This window comes from Microbispora amethystogenes (genome assembly GCF_016863015.1).
GTDB lineage: Bacteria > Actinomycetota > Actinomycetes > Streptosporangiales > Streptosporangiaceae > Microbispora > Microbispora amethystogenes.
This window is the reverse complement of the sequence record NZ_BOOB01000074.1, coordinates 1-17,458: the sequence shown is the minus strand read 5'-3', so window position 1 is coordinate 17,458 and position 17,458 is coordinate 1. Positions and strand designations below refer to the sequence as shown.

The 17,458-nt window shown below is 72.6% G+C and carries 13 protein-coding genes; 7 read left to right on the top strand and 6 right to left on the bottom strand.

Annotated features, from left to right (window positions below):
• Positions 1 to 705, top strand: a 705-nt coding sequence (locus Mam01_RS35305; protein ID WP_204289577.1) for a TIGR03619 family F420-dependent LLM class oxidoreductase, incomplete at its 5' end; no start/stop codon positions are given.
• Positions 706 to 729: 24 nt separating this feature from the next.
• On the opposite strand, the gene leuE is transcribed toward Mam01_RS35305, so the two are convergent.
• A complete protein-coding gene (leuE, locus tag Mam01_RS35300; protein WP_204289576.1) occupies positions 730 to 1,458 on the bottom strand; it encodes a leucine efflux protein LeuE in 729 nt (242 codons plus the stop codon).
• 120 nt (positions 1,459 to 1,578) lie between these two features.
• Here leuE and Mam01_RS35295 point away from each other — a divergent pair, with 120 nt between their 5' ends.
• The 3 genes from Mam01_RS35295 (at position 1,579) to Mam01_RS35285 (ending at position 4,993) form a co-directional block, all read left to right on the top strand.
• Positions 1,579 to 2,967, top strand: coding sequence for a selenium-binding protein SBP56-related protein (locus tag Mam01_RS35295; protein WP_204289575.1), 1,389 nt, complete (start codon positions 1,579 to 1,581; stop codon positions 2,965 to 2,967).
• Positions 2,964 to 3,563, top strand: coding sequence for a hypothetical protein (locus tag Mam01_RS35290; protein ID WP_150940322.1), 600 nt, complete (start codon positions 2,964 to 2,966; stop codon positions 3,561 to 3,563). Before Mam01_RS35295 ends, Mam01_RS35290 begins: the two co-directional genes overlap by 4 nt.
• Positions 3,564 to 3,811: 248 nt before the next feature.
• Positions 3,812 to 4,993 carry a glycoside hydrolase family 18 protein gene (locus tag Mam01_RS35285; protein ID WP_204289574.1) on the top strand — a complete coding sequence of 394 codons (1,182 nt, stop codon included), beginning with the start codon at positions 3,812 to 3,814 and terminating at the stop codon, positions 4,991 to 4,993.
• Positions 4,994 to 5,010: 17 nt separating this feature from the next.
• Here Mam01_RS35285 and Mam01_RS35280 read toward each other — a convergent pair whose 3' ends face one another.
• From Mam01_RS35280 to Mam01_RS35270, 3 genes are all read right to left on the bottom strand, one after another.
• The gene (locus tag Mam01_RS35280; protein ID WP_204289573.1) at positions 5,011 to 5,361 is read right to left on the bottom strand and encodes a hypothetical protein; all 351 of its coding nucleotides are present in this window, start codon (positions 5,359 to 5,361) and stop codon (positions 5,011 to 5,013) included.
• Positions 5,362 to 5,429: 68 nt separating this feature from the next.
• Positions 5,430 to 6,860, bottom strand: a complete 1,431-nt coding sequence (locus Mam01_RS35275; protein WP_204289572.1) for an NAD(P)/FAD-dependent oxidoreductase — start codon at positions 6,858 to 6,860, stop codon at positions 5,430 to 5,432.
• 315 nt (positions 6,861 to 7,175) lie between these two features.
• Positions 7,176 to 10,085, bottom strand: a complete 2,910-nt coding sequence (locus Mam01_RS35270) for an AfsR/SARP family transcriptional regulator (protein ID WP_204289571.1) — start codon at positions 10,083 to 10,085, stop codon at positions 7,176 to 7,178.
• A gap of 686 nt (positions 10,086 to 10,771) precedes the next feature.
• Here Mam01_RS35270 and Mam01_RS35265 point away from each other — a divergent pair.
• From Mam01_RS35265 to Mam01_RS35255, 3 genes are all read left to right on the top strand, one after another.
• Positions 10,772 to 12,244, top strand: a complete 1,473-nt coding sequence (locus tag Mam01_RS35265; protein ID WP_204289570.1) for a carbohydrate binding domain-containing protein — start codon at positions 10,772 to 10,774, stop codon at positions 12,242 to 12,244.
• Between the two features lie 50 nt (positions 12,245 to 12,294).
• Positions 12,295 to 13,767: a carbohydrate-binding protein gene (locus Mam01_RS35260; RefSeq protein WP_204289569.1), complete on the top strand. Its 1,473-nt coding sequence runs from the start codon at positions 12,295 to 12,297 to the stop codon at positions 13,765 to 13,767.
• Positions 13,768 to 14,210: 443 nt separating this feature from the next.
• Complete coding sequence (locus Mam01_RS35255) at positions 14,211 to 15,584, top strand: hypothetical protein (protein ID WP_204289568.1); 1,374 nt, start codon at positions 14,211 to 14,213, stop codon at positions 15,582 to 15,584.
• A 12-nt stretch (positions 15,585 to 15,596) separates the two neighbouring features.
• Here the strand turns inward: Mam01_RS35255 and Mam01_RS35250 are convergent, their stop codons facing one another.
• Together Mam01_RS35250 and Mam01_RS35245 are read right to left on the bottom strand one after the other, a co-directional pair.
• Entirely contained in the window at positions 15,597 to 16,007 is a 411-nt protein-coding gene (locus Mam01_RS35250; RefSeq protein ID WP_204289567.1) for a hypothetical protein, read from the bottom strand.
• A gap of 98 nt (positions 16,008 to 16,105) precedes the next feature.
• Complete coding sequence (locus tag Mam01_RS35245; protein WP_204289566.1) at positions 16,106 to 17,218, bottom strand: AI-2E family transporter; 1,113 nt, start codon at positions 17,216 to 17,218, stop codon at positions 16,106 to 16,108.
• Between the last annotated feature and the right edge of the window lie 240 nt (positions 17,219 to 17,458).

Here is a 17,458-nt window from a genome sequence, read left to right as displayed (position 1 = left end):
AGACTGAATCCCCAGCCTTCAGGCCAGGGAGCGCGTCAATGGCACACCTACGATCCGTTCGTCGCGTCGATGGCGGCCGGGGCCGCGACGACCCGCCTGCGGGTGGGCACCGGCATCTGCCTGGTGCCGGAGCACGAGCCCATCGGCCTCGCGAAGACGGTCGCGAGCGTGGACGACCTGACCGGCGGGCGCTTCGAGTTCGGCGTCGGCGCGGGCTGGAACCGCGAGGAGATGCGCAACCACGGGACCGACCCGGCCCGCCGGTTCGCGCTGATGCGGGAGCGCGTGCAGGCCATGCGGGAGATCTGGACCCGCGACGAGGCGGAGTTCCACGGGGAGTTCGTGTCGTTCGACCCCATCTGGTCGTGGCCCAAGCCGGCCCAGCGCCCGCACCCGCCGATCCTCGTGGGCGGGGTCGGGCCGCGGGTGTTCGACCGGGTCCTGGACTACGGGGACGCCTGGCTGCCCAACTACGGCCCGGGGGTCCTGGAGCGGATCCCCGAACTGTTCCGCCGGGCGGAGGAGGCGGGCCGGCGCGTCGAGGTCGTGATGCTGGCCGTCCCGGCGGACCCCGCCGCGCTGGAGCGGTGCGAGGCGGCGGGGGTCTCCCGTGTCATGGCGTGGCTGCCGTCGGCCGGGTACGACAGGGTCCAGCGGGCGATGGACGCGTTCGAGACCGCGCTCGCCGACGCGCACGGCGAGTGACGCCCGGTCCCGCGCGGGGCGTCGTCAGTTGAGCGTGGCGGTGGCCAGTTTGGCGCCGAAGCCCAGGAAGAGCGCGCCCACTCCGGACGTGAGCCCGGCCGCGAGCCTGCGGCGGCGGCGGAAGTGCGCCGCGAGGAACGTGCCGCCGAAGATGAGGGCGGTCAGGTAGGTCACGCTGAACACCTGCACGATCAGCGCGAGGATCAGGAACGACAGCGCCGGCGCACCGTACGACGGGTCCACGAACTGCACGAAGAACGCCACGAAGAACAGGATCGCCTTGGGGTTGAGGAGGCTGATCGTGAGCGCCTTCCGGAACGGGTCGCGCCGCTCGTCGGCCGCCGCGTGCTCCCCGGCGGGCCCGGTCGTCCGGGCGGCCGCCGCGGGGTCCTCCCGGACGGTCTCGGCGGCGGCCCCGGTTTCCGGCGGGGCGGTCCTGGCGCGGGAGGCGCGCAGCGAGCGCCAGGCGCCGCGCAGCATGCCGAAGCCGATCCAGCCGAGGTAGACCGCGCCCGAGTACTTCACGATCGTGAACAGCACCGGCGTGGACTTGAGCAGCGACGCGACCCCGGCGGCCGACAGGAACATGAGCAGCGAGTCGCCGACGAAGACCCCGGCCGCCGCCCGGTAGCCCCGCCGGACCCCGCGCTGGGCGGCGGTGGACAGGACGAAGAGCGAGTTCGGCCCGGGCAGCAGGACGATCAGGAACGAGCCGACCACGTAGGTCCAGATGTTGGTGATGCCGAAGAACACCCATGCCTCCGTAAAGCGTGATGAGTCAGGGTATAGCTCCGCGCAGCACCTGGTCACGGCAGTTTAAGAGCTGGAAGATTCCTATTGACCCTACGGGTAATAAGGACAATTGTTGGCCCTATGACGCTGTGGAAGCCCGATCCGACCTTCTATCCCTCGCCCCGCGACGCGGCGGAGGCGCCGCCGGAGAAGCTGGCCTACGTGGCCGCCTTCGACCGGTCGGCCGAGCGGCCCGACGCGCTCGCCGTGCTCGACACCGACCCCGCCTCTCCGGCGTACGGGACGGTGGTCGGCTGGACGGACCTGCCGCACACGGGGGACGAGCTGCACCACTTCGGCTGGAACGCCTGCAGCAGCGCCCTCTGCCCGTACGCGCCGCACCCGCACGTGGAGCGGCGCTACCTGATCGTCCCCGGCCTGCGGTCGTCGCGCATCTACGTGTACGACACCAAGGACCGGGTCAGTCCCGAGCTCGTGAAGGTCATCGAGCCCGAGGAGCTGGGCAAGCGGGCCGGCTACTCCCGCCCGCACACCGTCCACTGCGGCCCCGAGGGTCTGTATGTCAGCGCGCTCGGCGGCTACGGCGACGACGGCCCGGGCGGCATCGCCATCCTCGATCACAACACGTTCGAGGTCCTCGGCAGGTGGGAGGTCGACCGCGGCCCGCAGTACCTCGCCTACGACTTCTGGTGGCACATCAACCACGACGTGCTGGTCACCTCCGAGTGGGGCACGCCCTCGATGATCGAGGACGGGGTGGTCGGCGAACTGCTGCTCGGCCGCAAGTACGGCCACAAGCTGCACTTCTGGGACCTGCGTAAGCGCCGGCACGTCCAGGAGGTCGACCTCGGCGACCAGCACCAGATGACGCTGGAGCTGCGCCCCGCCCACGACCCGACGAAGACGTACGGCTTCGCCGGAGTCGTCGTCAGCGTCGAGGACCTGTCGGCCTCGGTGTGGGTGTGGCACAGGGAGGGCTCCCGCTGGGCGGCGACCAAGGTCATCACGATCCCGGCCGAGCCCGCGTCGCCGGACGACCTGCCCGACGTGCTCAAGCCGTTCGGCGCGGTGCCGCCGCTCGTCACCGACATCGACCTGTCGGTGGATGACCAGCGCCTGTACGTGTCGTGCTGGGGCACCGGCGAGCTCAAGCAGTACGACGTGTCCGACCCGTTCAAGCCGGTCGAGATCGGCTCGATCCGCCTCGGCGGCATCGTGGACCGGGCCGCCCACCCCGCCGCCCCGGGCGAGCGGCTCGCGGGCGGGCCGCAGATGGTCGAGGTGAGCCGCGACGGCCGCCGGGTCTACGTCACCAACTCCCTCTACGGCGCCTGGGACGACCAGTTCTACCCGGACGGGGTCGGCGCGTGGATGGCGAAGATCGACGCGGACGGCTTCACGCTCGACGAGCGGTTCTTCCCCCACGGCGACGACTTCCGCGGCCTGCGCCCGCACCAGACCCGGCTGCAGGGCGGCGACGCGTCCTCCGACTCCTACTGCTACCCGTGACACTGACCGCGGTCATCCTGCTCGGCGCCTTTCACGGGATCAACCCCGCGATGGGCTGGCTGTTCGCCGTCGCCCGGGGACTGCAGGAGCGCAGCCGCGACCTACTGCTGCAGTCCCTCCCGGTCATCGCGCTCGGCCACCTCGCGTCGGTGGCCCTGGTGGTGGCGGTGGTGTCCGCGACCGGGTCGCTCGTGACCGGGACGGCCCTCGCGATCGGGGCGGGGGTCCTGCTCGTCGGGTTCGGGCTGTGGCACCTGCTCGCCCGGCGGCACTTCCGCTGGGTGGGCATGCGGCTGTCGCTGCCGCAACTGGCCGCCTGGTCGTTCCTGATGTCGTCGGTGCACGGCGCGGGGCTGATGCTGCTGCCCGTCCTGACCCGGATGCCCGCGAGCCACCACGGGCACGCGCTGTCCGGCGGGCTGCTCGTCGCCGGGGTGCACACGCTCGCGATGTTCCTCACGGCGACCGTGGTCGCGGTGGTCGTGTACGAGTTCCTCGGTGTCGCCGTCCTGCGCCGGGCCTGGTTCAACCTCGACCGGATGTGGGCCTTCGCCCTGGTCGGCGCGGGCGTCCTCACCCTCGTCGCCGCCGTCTGACCATCGATCCGGAGGGACCGGCCCGCGTGCGTTCCCATCCGCACGGGGTGAAATTTGCAGAGACCACTGCCATGATGAAAACAGCAGGTCGGCTCGCTGGAACGCGCCCACCTGCGACATGAGCCCGCCATAATGCGGCGTTAAGACTGGGCCGGTTGTCCGCCGGTCGACGACGTCACTACGCTCCCGCGGCATTCCCTCCCCTCGGCGTTCCGGCGCCGGAGGTCCCTTTTCCGTTCGGAGTAACCATGCAAGCGATCACGCGTGGCGCCTTCACCGTCGTGGTCCTGTCCGCCGTACTTTCCGCCCTGTTCATCGCCTGCTTCGACCCGGCCCGGGCGACCGGGACCGCCGCCGCACCCGCGGCGCGGACCATGCAGGTGAAGCCGCGTCCCACAGTGCGTCTCACATTGCCCCCCGCCGCCGGTCCCTTCCGGGCGGCGGTGGCTCCCGCCCAGAGCACGTCACAGAGCACGTCGGGGAGCACGGCGGGGAGCACGTCGGGGAGCACGGTGACGGCCGCGCAGGCCGCGGCGACCCGGGTGGAGACCGAGTCCGTGCCCATGCCCGAGGTGACGGTCACCGTCACGGTCACCCCCAGGCCCTCCCCTTCTCCCTCGCCGCGCCCGATCAGGGTCGGGTACGTCCCCCAGCGCGGCGCGTACGGCGCCACGTCGACCGTGCGCGACCTGGAGGAGAGCGGGCAGGCGAGCCGGCTGACGCACGCCGTCTACGCCTTCGCGAACATCGACCCGACGTCCCTGACCTGCCTGGCCGGTGTCACCCGGCCACCCGCGCCCGATCCCGAGGACCCCGACCAGGGCGACGGCGCGGGTGACGCCTGGGCCGACTACCAGCGGGGTTTCACGGCCGCCGAGTCGCTGGACGGCAGGGCGGACCCTCCGGACGCCCGGCTCGCCGGGAACTTCAACCAGCTGAAGAAGCTGAAGGCCCGGCACTCCAACCTGAAGACGCTCGTCTCCATCGGAGGCTGGACGTATTCCAAGTATTTCTCGGACGTCGCGCGCACCGCCGCCACCCGGCAGCGGTTCGTCAAGTCGTGCCTCGACGCGTACATCAGGGGTGACCTGCCGGGCGTGGGCAGCCGAGGCGGGCCGGGCAGCGCCGCGGGCGTCTTCGACGGCATCGACGTCGACTGGGAGTGGCCCGGCGAAGAGGGCCACCTGGGCAACCACGTCGGGGCCGACGACAGGCGTCACCTGACGGCCCTGCTGGCCGAGTTCCGCGCGCAACTCGACGCGCTCGGCGCGGCCAACGGGCGCCACTACCTGCTCACCGTCTACGTGCCGGCCGAGCCCGGCCGCGTCAAGGCGGGCTTCGACCTGCAGAAGCTGACCGGCGTGGTCGACTTTGTCACCGTCCAGAGCGGAGGACGGCACGCCCTGCGCGAGGGCACCATCCTCCGCTGAACCGCATCCCCGCCAGATCAGCTCGTGCACGAGGCCGTGACGGCCACGTAGGCGCTCGCCAAGGTTCCGTTGACGGCCGTCACCCTGAGCAGGTCGCGGTGGAAGACGTCGGAGTCGCGGGTCAGGCTGGTCGAGATCGACACCCCGGCCGGGGCGGTGATCTGGATGGTGTCGGCCAGCATGTGCGGCGCGTACGAGGGGCAGATCGCCAGGAAGGTCCCGGTGGCGCCGGGGGCGACCCTGCCCGAGTTGGCCGTGGCGCCCGTGGCCGCCAGGGCCGGGGCGGAGGTGGCCGCCAGACCGCCGGCGACGGCGGCGGTGGTGGCGACGGCGGCGAGGGCGAGGCGGAGGGAGGTGCGCTTCATCATGAGAGGTGTCCTTTCTTCCGGTCCCTTCGGGACCGCTCTGGTGGGGGAACAGGGCTCGGGTGAGCCATTCAGGCCGGGACGTGGTCCCGGGCCGCGGGCCGGGGGCCCGCCGGGGGTGACGTCGGGGGTGATGTCGCAGCGCGGCCGGCTCGCGGCCGGAGCACCCGGGCGAGGACGCCCGGCGACATCAGGTGCTGCGGAGGCGCCTGCAGGTTGGCGACGCTGAGGAACGCGTGCCCGACCACCGGGTCCGCCTCCGCCGCCACATGCAGCCGGGAGATGTAGCGGTTCAGCAGCCTCGTCCGCAGGGTGCGCGGCCCCTCGACGGACGGGAACCGCAGATCGCCGCCGACCGACATGTCCCACGGCACGTCGATGATCCGCGCGGCGCGGTCGAAGAAGCGGCGGGCCAGGCCGGCGCCACCGCCGTCGGCGAGACATTCGCGCAGCGCGGCGGCCTCGCAGGCGGCGACCGTCATGCCCTGTCCGTACGACGGGTTGAACTGGCACAGGGCGTCACCGAAGACCAGGTAGCCCTCGGGGAAACGGTCCAGCCGCTCGTACCGGCGGCGGATGCTCACCGGGATGCGCATCAGCCGCGGCTCGGTGAGGGGCTCCAGGCGCTCCAGGAGGAGATGCAGGTCCGGCACCGGGAGCCGGGCGGCGAAGCGGTGGTAGCCGTCCGGGTCGACGGGCGGCACGTCGTCGCCCATGCCGAACAGGGTGACCAGCCAGCGGTCGCCCTCCCCGCTGAGCGCGACCCCGCCCCTCGGCACGGCCGCGGTGTGCCCCACGATGACGGCGACGAACTCGGCGTCCCCGGGACGCCGCCGGTACTCGCGCGAGACGTACACCAGGCGCGAGTCGACGCGCTCCTCGGGTGCGGGCTCGTATCCCAGCCGGCGCAGCCACTCGGTGCCCCGGTTGCCCCGGCCGGTGGCGTTCACGACGAGGTCCGCGGGCAGGTCCTCCGGCTCACGACCGGGCTCATGACTCTGGCCCGCGAGCCGTACGCCGGTCACCGCGCCGCCGGGGCCGGTGATCGGTTCGACCACCTCGCGGCGTTCCAGGATCGTCACGCCGGGAAGGGCCGCGACCCGGGACAGCAGGGACGCCTCCAGCCGCGGCCTGCTCACCGTCAGGCCGCGCATCCGCGAGGGCGCGGACCGCAGCCGCCGGCCGTCGTTGTACCAGCGGACGTCGTTCTGGATGTCGCAGGGGGTGGCGCCCTCGGCGACCAGGTCCGCGGTCAGCCCGGGAAACAGGTCCTCGAGGATCTCGCAGCCCCGCGACAGCAGCCCGTGGGCGTGGTGGCCCTGCGGCACCCCCCGTCTGGGGACGCCCTGGTCCGGCAGCTCGTCACGGTCGATCACCGTGACCCGGCCGAACGTCTCGGTCAGCACCCGGGCCGCCAGCAGCCCACCGATTCCCGCCCCGGCGACGACGGCGTGCCCGTCCGGCCGGGTTTCGGCCGTGGTGCGCGTCACTCGCTTGATCATGGTCTTCCTCGTCGTCAGGCCGCCCGGGTGGGGCGGCGTCCGCTCACGAAGACGAGGATGTGCGGGCCCGCTGGGGGGCCGCCGGGAACCGGCTTTCCCAGCGCCTTTCCCAGTGGCTTCCCAGCGGCCGGGAAGGCCCCGGCCGGCGAAAAGGCCCTGGCCGGGGGCGGGCCGGCGGCCGTCGGCGAGGCGCCGGACGTGGGGAAGGCCCCGGTCGCTGGGATAGCCCGGGTCGCTGCGAAGGCCCGGGTCGCCGGGAAGGTCCGGGGCGCTGGGATGACCCGGGTCGCCGGGAAGGCCGGGCCGTCGTGCGCCTCAGCGGGACCGGCGGCCCGGGACCAGGGCCCTGACGAGCCGGCTCGTCTCCTCCCGGGACAGCTCACGCCCACGGGCGGCGTGGCGTTCGTACTCCTGCGGCGTGAGCGCCGCACGGACCGCGGCGGCCTCGCGCGGACCGTCCAGCGGGTCCATCAGCGCCGGGGACACACCCGCCCGGGCGCCGATCGCCTCCACCGCCCCCATCAGTACGGCGGCCTCCTCGGCCCGGCCGGTCAGCGCCAGCGCCCGCGCCGTGCTGTGCACCGTCACCAGCCAGAAGGAGATGTCTCCGTAGCGGTCCATGGCCGCCAGGAGGTCGCCCGCGACGGCCAGCGCCCTGGCGCCGTCCCCACGGTCCGACGCGGTCTTCATGTCACACCAGGCGGCGCCGTCCGCGGCCCAGTCGTGCCCGCTGGCGTGGGCGGCGGCGATCGCCTCCTGGAAGGCCGCGTCGGCGGCCGGCAGGTCTCCCAGGGCCCGCAGCGCCATGCCCCGCACCATGAGCGTCTCGGCCTCCAGCCAGGTCTGGGCGGTGTGCCGGGCGATCTCGACGGCCCGCCCGGTCAGGGCCGTGACGTCGATCGGCGCACCGGCGAGCACACCCGTGTACGCGCCGTAGGCGGTGGCGCCCGCCTCCGTCACCGGGTCGCCGGCCTCACGGGCCTCCTCGACGGCCGTACGGGCCACTTCGTGCGACCGCGCGGGCTGTCCGGCCAGGTAGAGCAGCGCCATCACGGCGAACCGGGCGCGCGCACGGACAGCGGGGCCCGCCTCCGGGGCGGCCGCGAACGCCTCAGAGAGCCAGGCGAGACCCTCCGCCACATGGCCCATCCGGAACCAGAACCAGAAGAGCGCGCCACCCAGGCGCAGCGCGTAGGCGCCGTCACCCGCCGCCAGCGCGGAGGAGAACGCGGCGCGGAACTCCGGCTGGTCGCGGCTCAGCCCGTCGAGCAACACCGCGCCCTGCGGGCCGCGCAGGTGGCGTTCGACGCTCTCGGCCCGCGCCAGCGCCCAGGCGCGGTGGCGGGCCCGCGTCTCCTCCAGCTCCTGTGGGGAGAGCGCGGCCAGGGCGTACTGGCGCACGGTCTCCAGCATCCGGTAACGGCGTGGCGCCGTGCCGGGCTCGGCGGTGACCAGCGACTTGCGGACCAGCGCCGACAGCGGAGGGAGGACGGGCGTGATCCCGCCGACGGCGGCCGCGGTCTCCAGGTCGAAGCCGCCGCCGAGCACCCCGAGCCGGTGGAAGAGCAGGCGCTCGTCCGGCAGCAGCAGATCGTCGCTCCACGCGATCGTGTCCAGCAGGGTCCGATGGCGGTCGGGACGCCCGGCCGGACCACCCACGAGCAGGGTGAAGCGGTCCTCCAGGGCGCCGGCGATCTGCTCCACGGACAGCGTGCGGCACTGCGCGGCGGCGAGCTCGATGGCGAGGGGGATCCCGTCGAGCCCGGCGCACAGGGCGGTGATCGTGTCTCTGTCGTCCGGCCCCGTCGTCCAGCCGGGAACACCGGCGGCCGCACGGCTGAGGAAGAGGTCGGCGGCGTCCGTGGCGGCGTCCAGCGGCGGCACCTCGTAGACCACCTCGCCGGTGAGGCCCAGGGCCTCGCGGCTCGTGCCGAGGATCCGTACGGCTCCGCAGCGGGTCAGCAGGGTGTGGACCAGCGTGGCGACCGGAGTCAGCAGGTGCTCGCAGTTGTCGAGGACGATCAGCGCGTCGCGCCCGGCGAGCACGGCGGCCAGTTGCTCGGCGGACGACGTGGCGGGCAGGCCCAGGGCGGTCGCGACCGTCGCCGCCAGCAGCTCGGGGGCGCGCAGCGCGCCCAGCTCCACGAGCCAGGGCCCGTCGGCGCTCCCGCTGACGCCGTCGCGGGTGTCGTCGTGCGCGCGGGCGCGGGCGACCTCCAGGGCCAGCCGGGTCTTGCCCACCCCTCCCGGCCCGGTGAGCGTGACGAGCCGGTGCTCCTCCAGCAGGCCGGCGACGGCCGCGAGGTCGGTCCGGCGGCCGACGAATCCGGACAGCGCGAACGGCAGGTTGCCCGAGGGCGGCGAGGACTCCGCGACCCGGGGGGAACGCCCGGGGCCGGGCCGCGTGGGGCCCGGCAGCGCAGAGCCGGGCCGGGCGGGCGGCGGGAGCAGCCGGGGATCCTGGGCGAGCACGGCCGCCTCCAGGTCGCGCAGGCCGGGGCCGGGCTCGACGCCCAGCTCGTCCGCCAGCCGCCGGCGCACCCTCCGCAGCGCGGCGAGGGCCTCGGCCTGCCGTCCCGACCGGTAGAGGGCGAGGGCGAGCAGCTCCCAGCCGCGTTCCCGCAGCGGCTGCTCGGAGACCAGCGCCTCCAGCTCGCCCACGGCGGCGACGTGTCGCCCCGCCGCGACGACGGCGGCGAGCCGGTCCTCGCGCACGGCGGCCCGCAGCTCCTCCAGCCGGGTCGCGTCGGGCACCGCGAACGCGGCTTCGGCCACCTCCGCGTAGGCCGGGCCACGCCAGAGCGCGAGCGCCTGCCCGAGCAGGTCCGCGGCGTGGTCCGGCTCGCCGTCCTCCAGCGCCCGCCGGCCGCGCGCGGCCAGATCCGTGAAGCGCTCGGCGTCCACCATGGCCGGGGCGGCGCGCAGGGCGTATCCGGCTCCCTCGCGCACCAGCAGCCGGGCCGGGGCGCCGGACGCCCGCTCCGGCTCCAGCGCCCTGCGCAGGTCGGCGACGTATCCGTGCAACGTCGTCATGGAGGGCGGCCTGGAGTCCTCCCACACGTCCGCGAGGATCCGCTCCGCGGAGACGTTCCTGCCCCGCGCGATCAGCAGCATCGCCAGCACGGCCCGCTGCCGGGGACCGCCGAGGTGCGCCGGGCGTCCCTCCACCTCCGCGCGCAACGTGCCGAGCACCCCGAACCGCACGCTCTCGGCGACGCTCACCACCGGGCCCTCCCGGCTTCACCGGCCGGGACACGCGCCCCGGAGTGCGGCGGCGCCGCGCCTCCGCGCGACGCCCGGGGGATCGCGGTCCGAGGGACGTGAGGACAGCCGCCTAACGGCACCGGTTCGGCCATGAGGCAATAATGCCGCGAACGTGATCACAGGACACTCCCTCGATCGATCGATGCCTGTCGCCCTGTGGCAGGGGTGGCGCGGCGGGGGAGACGCCCGTTCGACGGGCTCGCTTATCGGACGGGCAGCCCGCCCTTAACACCCGCATAACGCGCCCGCGGCCTCGACCCGGGCCTGACAGCCTGCGTTAGGAACGCTGTCGAATTGGGTCTTGCAGGCACGCGACCGCGAAGCTACGATCCGTACAACTCTTAGGAAACTTTCCTAAAAGAACGCCTCCGGGAGTCGGCATGGCCTCTTCCCATCCCTGACATCTCCTCCCTTCGCGTCCCCTCGCGTCCCGTCGCCGGACGCTCCCGGCTTCCGTACGGCCGGTGCCGTCCGATCGGCCGCCTCCGTCAGGCGCCGGCCGTACGGAGTTCCGCCGACCTCCCGTTCCGCCGACCTCCCGTTCCGCCAACCTCCCGTTCACCCCCCACAGAGGTTGTGACCATGCAGATCACGAATCCGCGCCGCAAGTCCTCCACGACCGTCGCCCCGCACCCGGGACGGCGCGCATGAGAAAGATCGTCGGCGCCGGCACGGCGGCGTCCCTCGCCCTCGCCGCCCTGCTCACCGGCGCCTTCACCGGAACGGCCCGGGCCGCGAACATCGCCGCCAACCCGGGCTTCGAGTCGGGCCTGTCGGGCTGGACGTGCGCGCCGACGGCGCAGGCGGTGTCGAGCCCGGTGCACGGCGGGTCCAGGGCGCTGTCGGCGACGCCGGCCGGCAACGACTACGCGCGGTGCCAGCAGACGATCACGGTGAAGCCGTCCACGACGTACGCGTTGTCGGCCTGGGTGCAGGGCAACTATGTGTTCCTGGGCGCGACCGGCGCCGGGGTCGAGGCGCAGACGTGGGCCTCGCCGGGGTCGGCGTGGTCTCGCCTGGCCACGTCCTTCACCACCGGATCCGCCACGACGAGCGTGACGGTCTACGTCAACGGCTGGTACGGCCAGGGCACCTACTACGCCGACGACGTCGTCCTCGACGGCCCGGGCACCGCGCCCTCGCCGTCGCCCTCGCCGTCCCCGTCACCATCGGTCAGCCCGTCGCCCTCGCCTTCGGCCTCGCCTTCGCCGAGCGCGAGCCCGTCGCCCTCCGGGCCGCCGCCCAACCCGGGCTCGATCACCTTCGCGCCGTACGTCGACATCACGATGACCACGCCGTCGCTGGTGAGCGCGTACACCGCGACGGGGGTGAAGAACTACACCCTCGCCTTCGCGCTGGGGGACAGCACGGGCTGCAACCCGGCCTGGGGCGGCACGATCCCGATCGGCGACGCGCGGATCGTGGGCGACGTCAAGGGCCTGCAGGCCAGGGGCGGCCAGGTGATCGTGGCCACCGGAGGCGCCGTGGGCCCCTACCTGGAGCACACCTGCGGCACCTCGGCGGCGCTGCTCGCGGCGTACAAGAAGGTGCTGGACACGGTCGGCAGCAACTATCTGGACGTGGACGTCGAGGCGGCCATCGACATCGCCAAGGTCAACACGGCGCTCAGGCAGTTGCAGGCCGAGCGCGGCACCGTGATCAGCTACACGCTGCGCGTGCAGGGCCAGGACTACGGCGTCGACCCGTTCTCGGTGCAGATCCTCCAGGACGCGGCGGCCAGGGGCCTGAACGTCCTGGTCAACCCGATGCTGATGGACTTCGGCTACTCCGGCGCCTGGGGCGCCGCGATGGTCGGCGCGGCGAACGCCACCGTGGCGCAGATGAAGCAGATCTGGCCGTCGAAGACCGACGCGCAGATCAAGCGGATGCTCGGCCTCACCCCGATGATCGGCAAGAACGACACCGGCCAGGTGACCTACCAGGCCGACGCCCGCACGCTCCTGTCGTACGCGCAGGCGGGCCACGTGGGGCGGATCGGCTTCTGGTCGGTGGGCCGGGACAACGGCGGCTGCCCGAACGGCACCCTCTCGCCCACCTGCAGCGGCGTCTCCCAGTCCGCCTACGAGTTCACGAACATCTTCAAGGCCTTCACGGGCTGAGCCCTCCTCGACCCCCCCACTCACCCCCCAACCCCACCTTGCGAGGAAGAATGCAGCTTCGCTTCCGTACGCGCCGGCAGGTCAGGGCGGCGCTCGCCCTGGTCGCCTCCCTCCTCCTGGCGGTCGCCGGACTGGTCGCGGGAACCACCGCCTCCGCCTCGGCCGCCCCGAGCGGCGTGGTCACGCTGGCCTACGCGGCCTGGGCCCCGAACACCTGGTACGCCGTCGGCGCCCGCGTCACCTACCAGGGCGTCGACTACGAGTGCATCCAGGCGCACACGTCCCTGACCGGCTGGGAGCCGCCGATCGTCCCGGCACTCTGGAAGCCGGTGAGCGGCGGAGGCAACCCGTCCCCGAGCCCGACCCCGCCGTCGGGCGCGCCGGGCAAGCCCGGCAACCCGTCCGTCACCGGCACCGGCAGCTCGTCGATCTCGCTGTCCTGGGGGGCGTCGAGCGGCACGGTGACCGGATACCGCGTCTACGAGGGCACGTCGGTCCGGGCGACCGTCAGCGGGACCAGCGCCACGGTCTCCGGCCTCGGCACCTGCACCACCCACACGTACACGGTCAAGGCGTACAACAACAACGGCGAGTCCGCGGCGAGCGGGTCGGTGACCGGCACCACCACGGGCTGCCCCGCGAGCGGCGGCAAGCTTCCCGGCGCGCCCTACCTGTACGAGGGCTGGGGCAACCCGCCGAACCCGGCCACCGTCATGAACGCCACCGGGGTCAAGCAGTTCACGATGGCCTTCATGCTCTCCGGCGGCGGCTGCGTCCCGGCGTGGGACGGCTCGCGCCCGCTTTCCGGCAGCGCCGACGCCACCGCGATCTCGCAGATCAAGGCGGCCGGCGGCAACGTCCAGATCTCCTTCGGCGGCTGGCAGGGCAACAAGCTCGGCCCGAACTGCTCCAGCTCGTCCGCCTTCGCCTCGGCGGTCCAGCAGGTGATCAACGCCTACAGCCCCGCCGCGGTCGACTTCGACATCGAGAACACCGACGAGTTCGAGAACGAGGCCGTCCAGGACCGCATCCTCGGCGGGCTCAAGATCGTCAAGCAGAACAACCCGAACGTCAAGGTCGTCGTCACCTTCGGCACCAGCACGACCGGCCCGAGCTGGTGGGGCACGCGGCTGATCAACCAGTCGAAGGCGCTCGGCGTGAACATCGACAACTACACGATCATGCCGTTCGACTTCGGCGGCGGCGCGAACATGTACCAGAACACCGTCAACGCGGCCGAGGGCCTGAAGAACGCGCTCAAGTCGGCCTGGGGCTGGAGCGACGCCCAGGCGTACGCCCACATGGGCATCTCGGGCATGAACGGCCTGTCCGACCAGCAGGAGCTGACCTCGGTGTCCACCTGGACCCAGATCCGCGACTACGCCAAGTCGAAGGGCCTCGGCCGGCTCGCCTTCTGGTCGGTCAACCGCGACCGCGGCTGCCCGGGCGGCGGGGTGGTGTCGAACTGCAGCGGCATCGCGCAGAGCGACTGGGACTTCACCCGGGTCACCGCGGGCTTCTGACCCCGGTGACCAGGAGAAGCACGCCCTGATGAAAGGGGGCCGGGCCCGGCACACCGGGCCCGGCCCCGCCACCTGACCGCCACCCCACCCGCCGCGCCCCGGGAGACCGGGCGCTCCCCGCCACCCGCGCGCCCCGGGAGACCGGGCGCTCCCTGTACCCACGCGCCCCGGGCGCTCCCCGGCAGGCGGCCGGCGCCGCGAGCCCGACACCCCCTACGCGTCGCGCCGGTCGCCCCCGTGTGTGGGGGCCAGCAGGCCGATCAACATGCCGACGATCACAGCCATGACAAGAGTGATCCACAGGCGAATCTTCATCGAGGTCTCCTGAATGCTACGCTCCGTGCTCACAGTACCCCGAATGGTGACGTAGCGCGACGGGTGGGTGACCGAATACGCCCTTGAGTCGCGGGTTTTGCCGTCCGTCGGGCAGGCTTGGCATCGTCATGGAATACGCGATCCCCACCAGCATCGTCCTCGCCGCCGGCGTCGTACTGGCGCTCGTCGCCCAGTGGAAGGGCTGGCGGCCGTCGCCGGCCGTCACGCTGACGCTCGGCATCGCCGTACGTGTTCTCATCATGGTCCTGGCGGCCAAGGACACCAAGTTCCAGCCGATCGACTACGTCAACAGCTTCCAGCCCGCGGGCAGGGCGATCGTCGAAGGCCGCGACCCGGTGCTCGAAAGCAACGGCGGCTGGCACTTCCTGCCGATGATCCCCTACCTGTACGGCCTGCTGCTGTGGCTGGGCGTCACCTGGGACTACGCCGGCCGGATCGTCACGGTCGTCGCCGACATCGCGCTGATCCCGCTGGTCGGCAGGCTGGCCGGGGGACGGACCGCGAAACTGCGCGCCTTCCAGTACGCCTGCAGCCCCCTCGCGATCCTCGTCGCCTCCGTACACGGCCAGGTCGAGCCGGTGTCGCTGGTCTTCGGCGTCGCGGCGTACGTCGTGGCGCGCGGCCCCGGCGACTGGCGGCGGCCGGAGCCGCTGCCGTGGGCCCGGCTGCGGATCGCGGACCGCGCGCTGCCGCTTCCGTGGATCCCGCCGGGGGAGATCGTCCGGCGGCTGGTCCGCCCGTCGGACGAGGACCGCGCGGCGACGTGGCGGGCGGCCGGGGCGGGCGCGCTCATGGGCCTCGCGCTGTGCGCGAAGAGCTGGCCCGTGATCCTCGTCCCGGCGATGCTGATGTTCCTGCCCGGGCTGCGCAGCCGGCTGGTCGCGCTGGTCGCCGTCGCCGTCCCGCCGGTGTTCTTCCTGCTGACGCTCCCGATCGGTGGCTGGACGGAGTGGCGGCAGCTTCCGGAGGTGCTGAACACCATCGGCCTGCGGCCCAGCGACGTCCGCCCGATCACGGGAGACTGGGGCTGGACCGCGCTGGTCAGCGGCGGCAACTGGAACCTCGATCCGACCCCGGCGAGGATCGGCCAGTACCTCATCTACGCCTCGATCGTCGCCTGTCTCGTCTGGTGGCGCAGGGCCGACCCCGTCGACGTCACGATCGCCATCCTGCTGTCCTTCATGATCTTCACGCCGCGCCTCGGCGCGCAGTACCTGCTCTGGTTCATGCCGTTCCTGGTCGCCCGGCCCACCCGCTGGGCCTGGCCCGCGATCCTCGGCAGCACGCTGTGGGCCGCGGCCGGATACATCGTGCTCACCCAGTTCCACGGGCCCGCCTGGATGGAACTGCACGCCCCCTGGGCGATCAGTTCGCTGCTGATCTTCCCGCTGTTGGCCGCGGCCATCCCGTGGAAGCGCAGGTACGCCGAGGGCACGCCGCTGCCCTCGCCGGACGGGAGGGCGCGCGTACAGGCCCTGTGAGCCGGGCCGCGCTCAGGTCACGATGAGCCGGACCAGGTGACCATGGCTTTTGTAACCGGGCGGGTCGCCGTCGAGCCGCCCGGTCACGCACTCGAACACGCCCGGCCCCGCCTCCCGTACGAAGAACGCGGTCTCGGCGATCGACGACAGCAGACGGATCACGTCGCGGTGCACGTGGACGCCCTCCCTGTCACCGGACAGCGAGACCGTCACCTCGTACACGCCGTCGTCGAGCAGGCGTTCACCCGTGAGCAGCCACTCCGACCCGCACGCCCGGCGCAGATGGGGGAGCAGGTGCGCCTCGGGCTCCTCGGTGACCCATCCGTCCCTCCCCATCGCGTCGAGAAGGGCCCGCACCTGTGGCTCCATCGCCGAGGCGTCCGTGATCCCGGTCAGCCGCTCGTCGTCGTCCCATCGCCGCATGACCAGACCCTAAGCCGGAGCGCCCCGCCGTACCCCTCCGCCGCACCACGCGGAACCGGTCCGTGTCGAGAGCGTCCGGCTGCGCCGGCGATGCGCGGTCAGTGATCGCCGGGTGGCTCCGGACGCCTCTCGGGGCGGGTTTCCGGGGGCGTTTCGGGGCGGGGTCGCGCGGCGCGTTCCGGCAGCCGCCCGGAGATGAGCGCGGCGGTCCAGGCGCCGTCCGGATCGCTGTCGACGAGCAGGGCGCGGACGAGCAGACTCAGCGGAATCGCGAGCAGGGCGCCGAGCGGGCCGAGCACCCATCCCCAGACGATCAGCGAGAGGAACGTGGCCGTCGTGGACAGTCCCACGGCGTCCCCCAGGAACTTCGGCTGGATGAACGACTGGATCACCACGTTGATCGCCATGTAGGCCGCGATGACCAGCAGCATCGTCTTGGGCCCGCCCTCCAGCAGCCCGAGCAGCGCCGGAGGGATGAGGCCGAGGATGAACCCGATGTTCGGGATGTAGTTCGTGATGAGGGCCAGGACGCCCCACAACAGCGGGAGCGGCACGCCCAGGACGTACAGCGCGGTGACGTCGAGGACCGAGCAGATCAGGCCGAAGACCGTCGAGACGATCAGATAGCGGCGGGTCTTGGAGCTGAACGTCTGGAGAGCGAGGGTGAGCGCCGGCCGCTCGGTGGCGGCGGCGTCCACGATCCGCGTGATGACGGGGGCGTCGAGGCTCATGGCCAGGAGCAGGACGACGATGAGGAACAGGCTCGACAACACGCCGAGGAGACTGCTGAGCAGACTCTGGGCGACCCCGATCAGTTTGCCGGGATCGAGCGACGACAGGGCCTTGTTGAGCTGGTCGCTGCCGTAGCCGAGCCCGGCGGCCCAGTGCTGCAGATCCATGACCATGGCGTTGAACTGGGGCGCGTAGGTGGGAGCCAGGATGGCGAGTTGCGCGGCGGCGATGCTGAGCACCGCGACCATGCCGAGCAGGACCAGCAGCACCAGCGCCAGGGGTACGGCCACCTGCAGCCACACGGGGGCGTGGCGGCGGGCCAGCCACCCGCGCACCGGGGAGACGGCGATGACGAGCGTCAGCGCCAGGACGACCGGGCCGACGATCGAGCCCACCGCCTGGACGCCGGCGAGGGTGATGACCGCGGCCGCGGTACCGACCAGCACGATCAGGGCGCGAGGGAACCCCTGTCGAATCACGTCCGGCTCCTACCCCTTCGTCGTCTTCCAAGGTGGATCAGTCCTAGCACGCCCCTGCCTCTGCCCCCGCGCGCGTACGTGACTCGTGACGGGAATGAAGCCGGGCCGTACGTCGTTGAACGCGAACCGGGCCAAGACAGTGACAGGGCCTGGTAATCTTCTGGAGTCGGCGCGGTCCGGCGCACTCCTCTTCGATCATCTGGGTGGTTGTCTTGGCGTGTGCGGCCGGTTGGTCGGCGT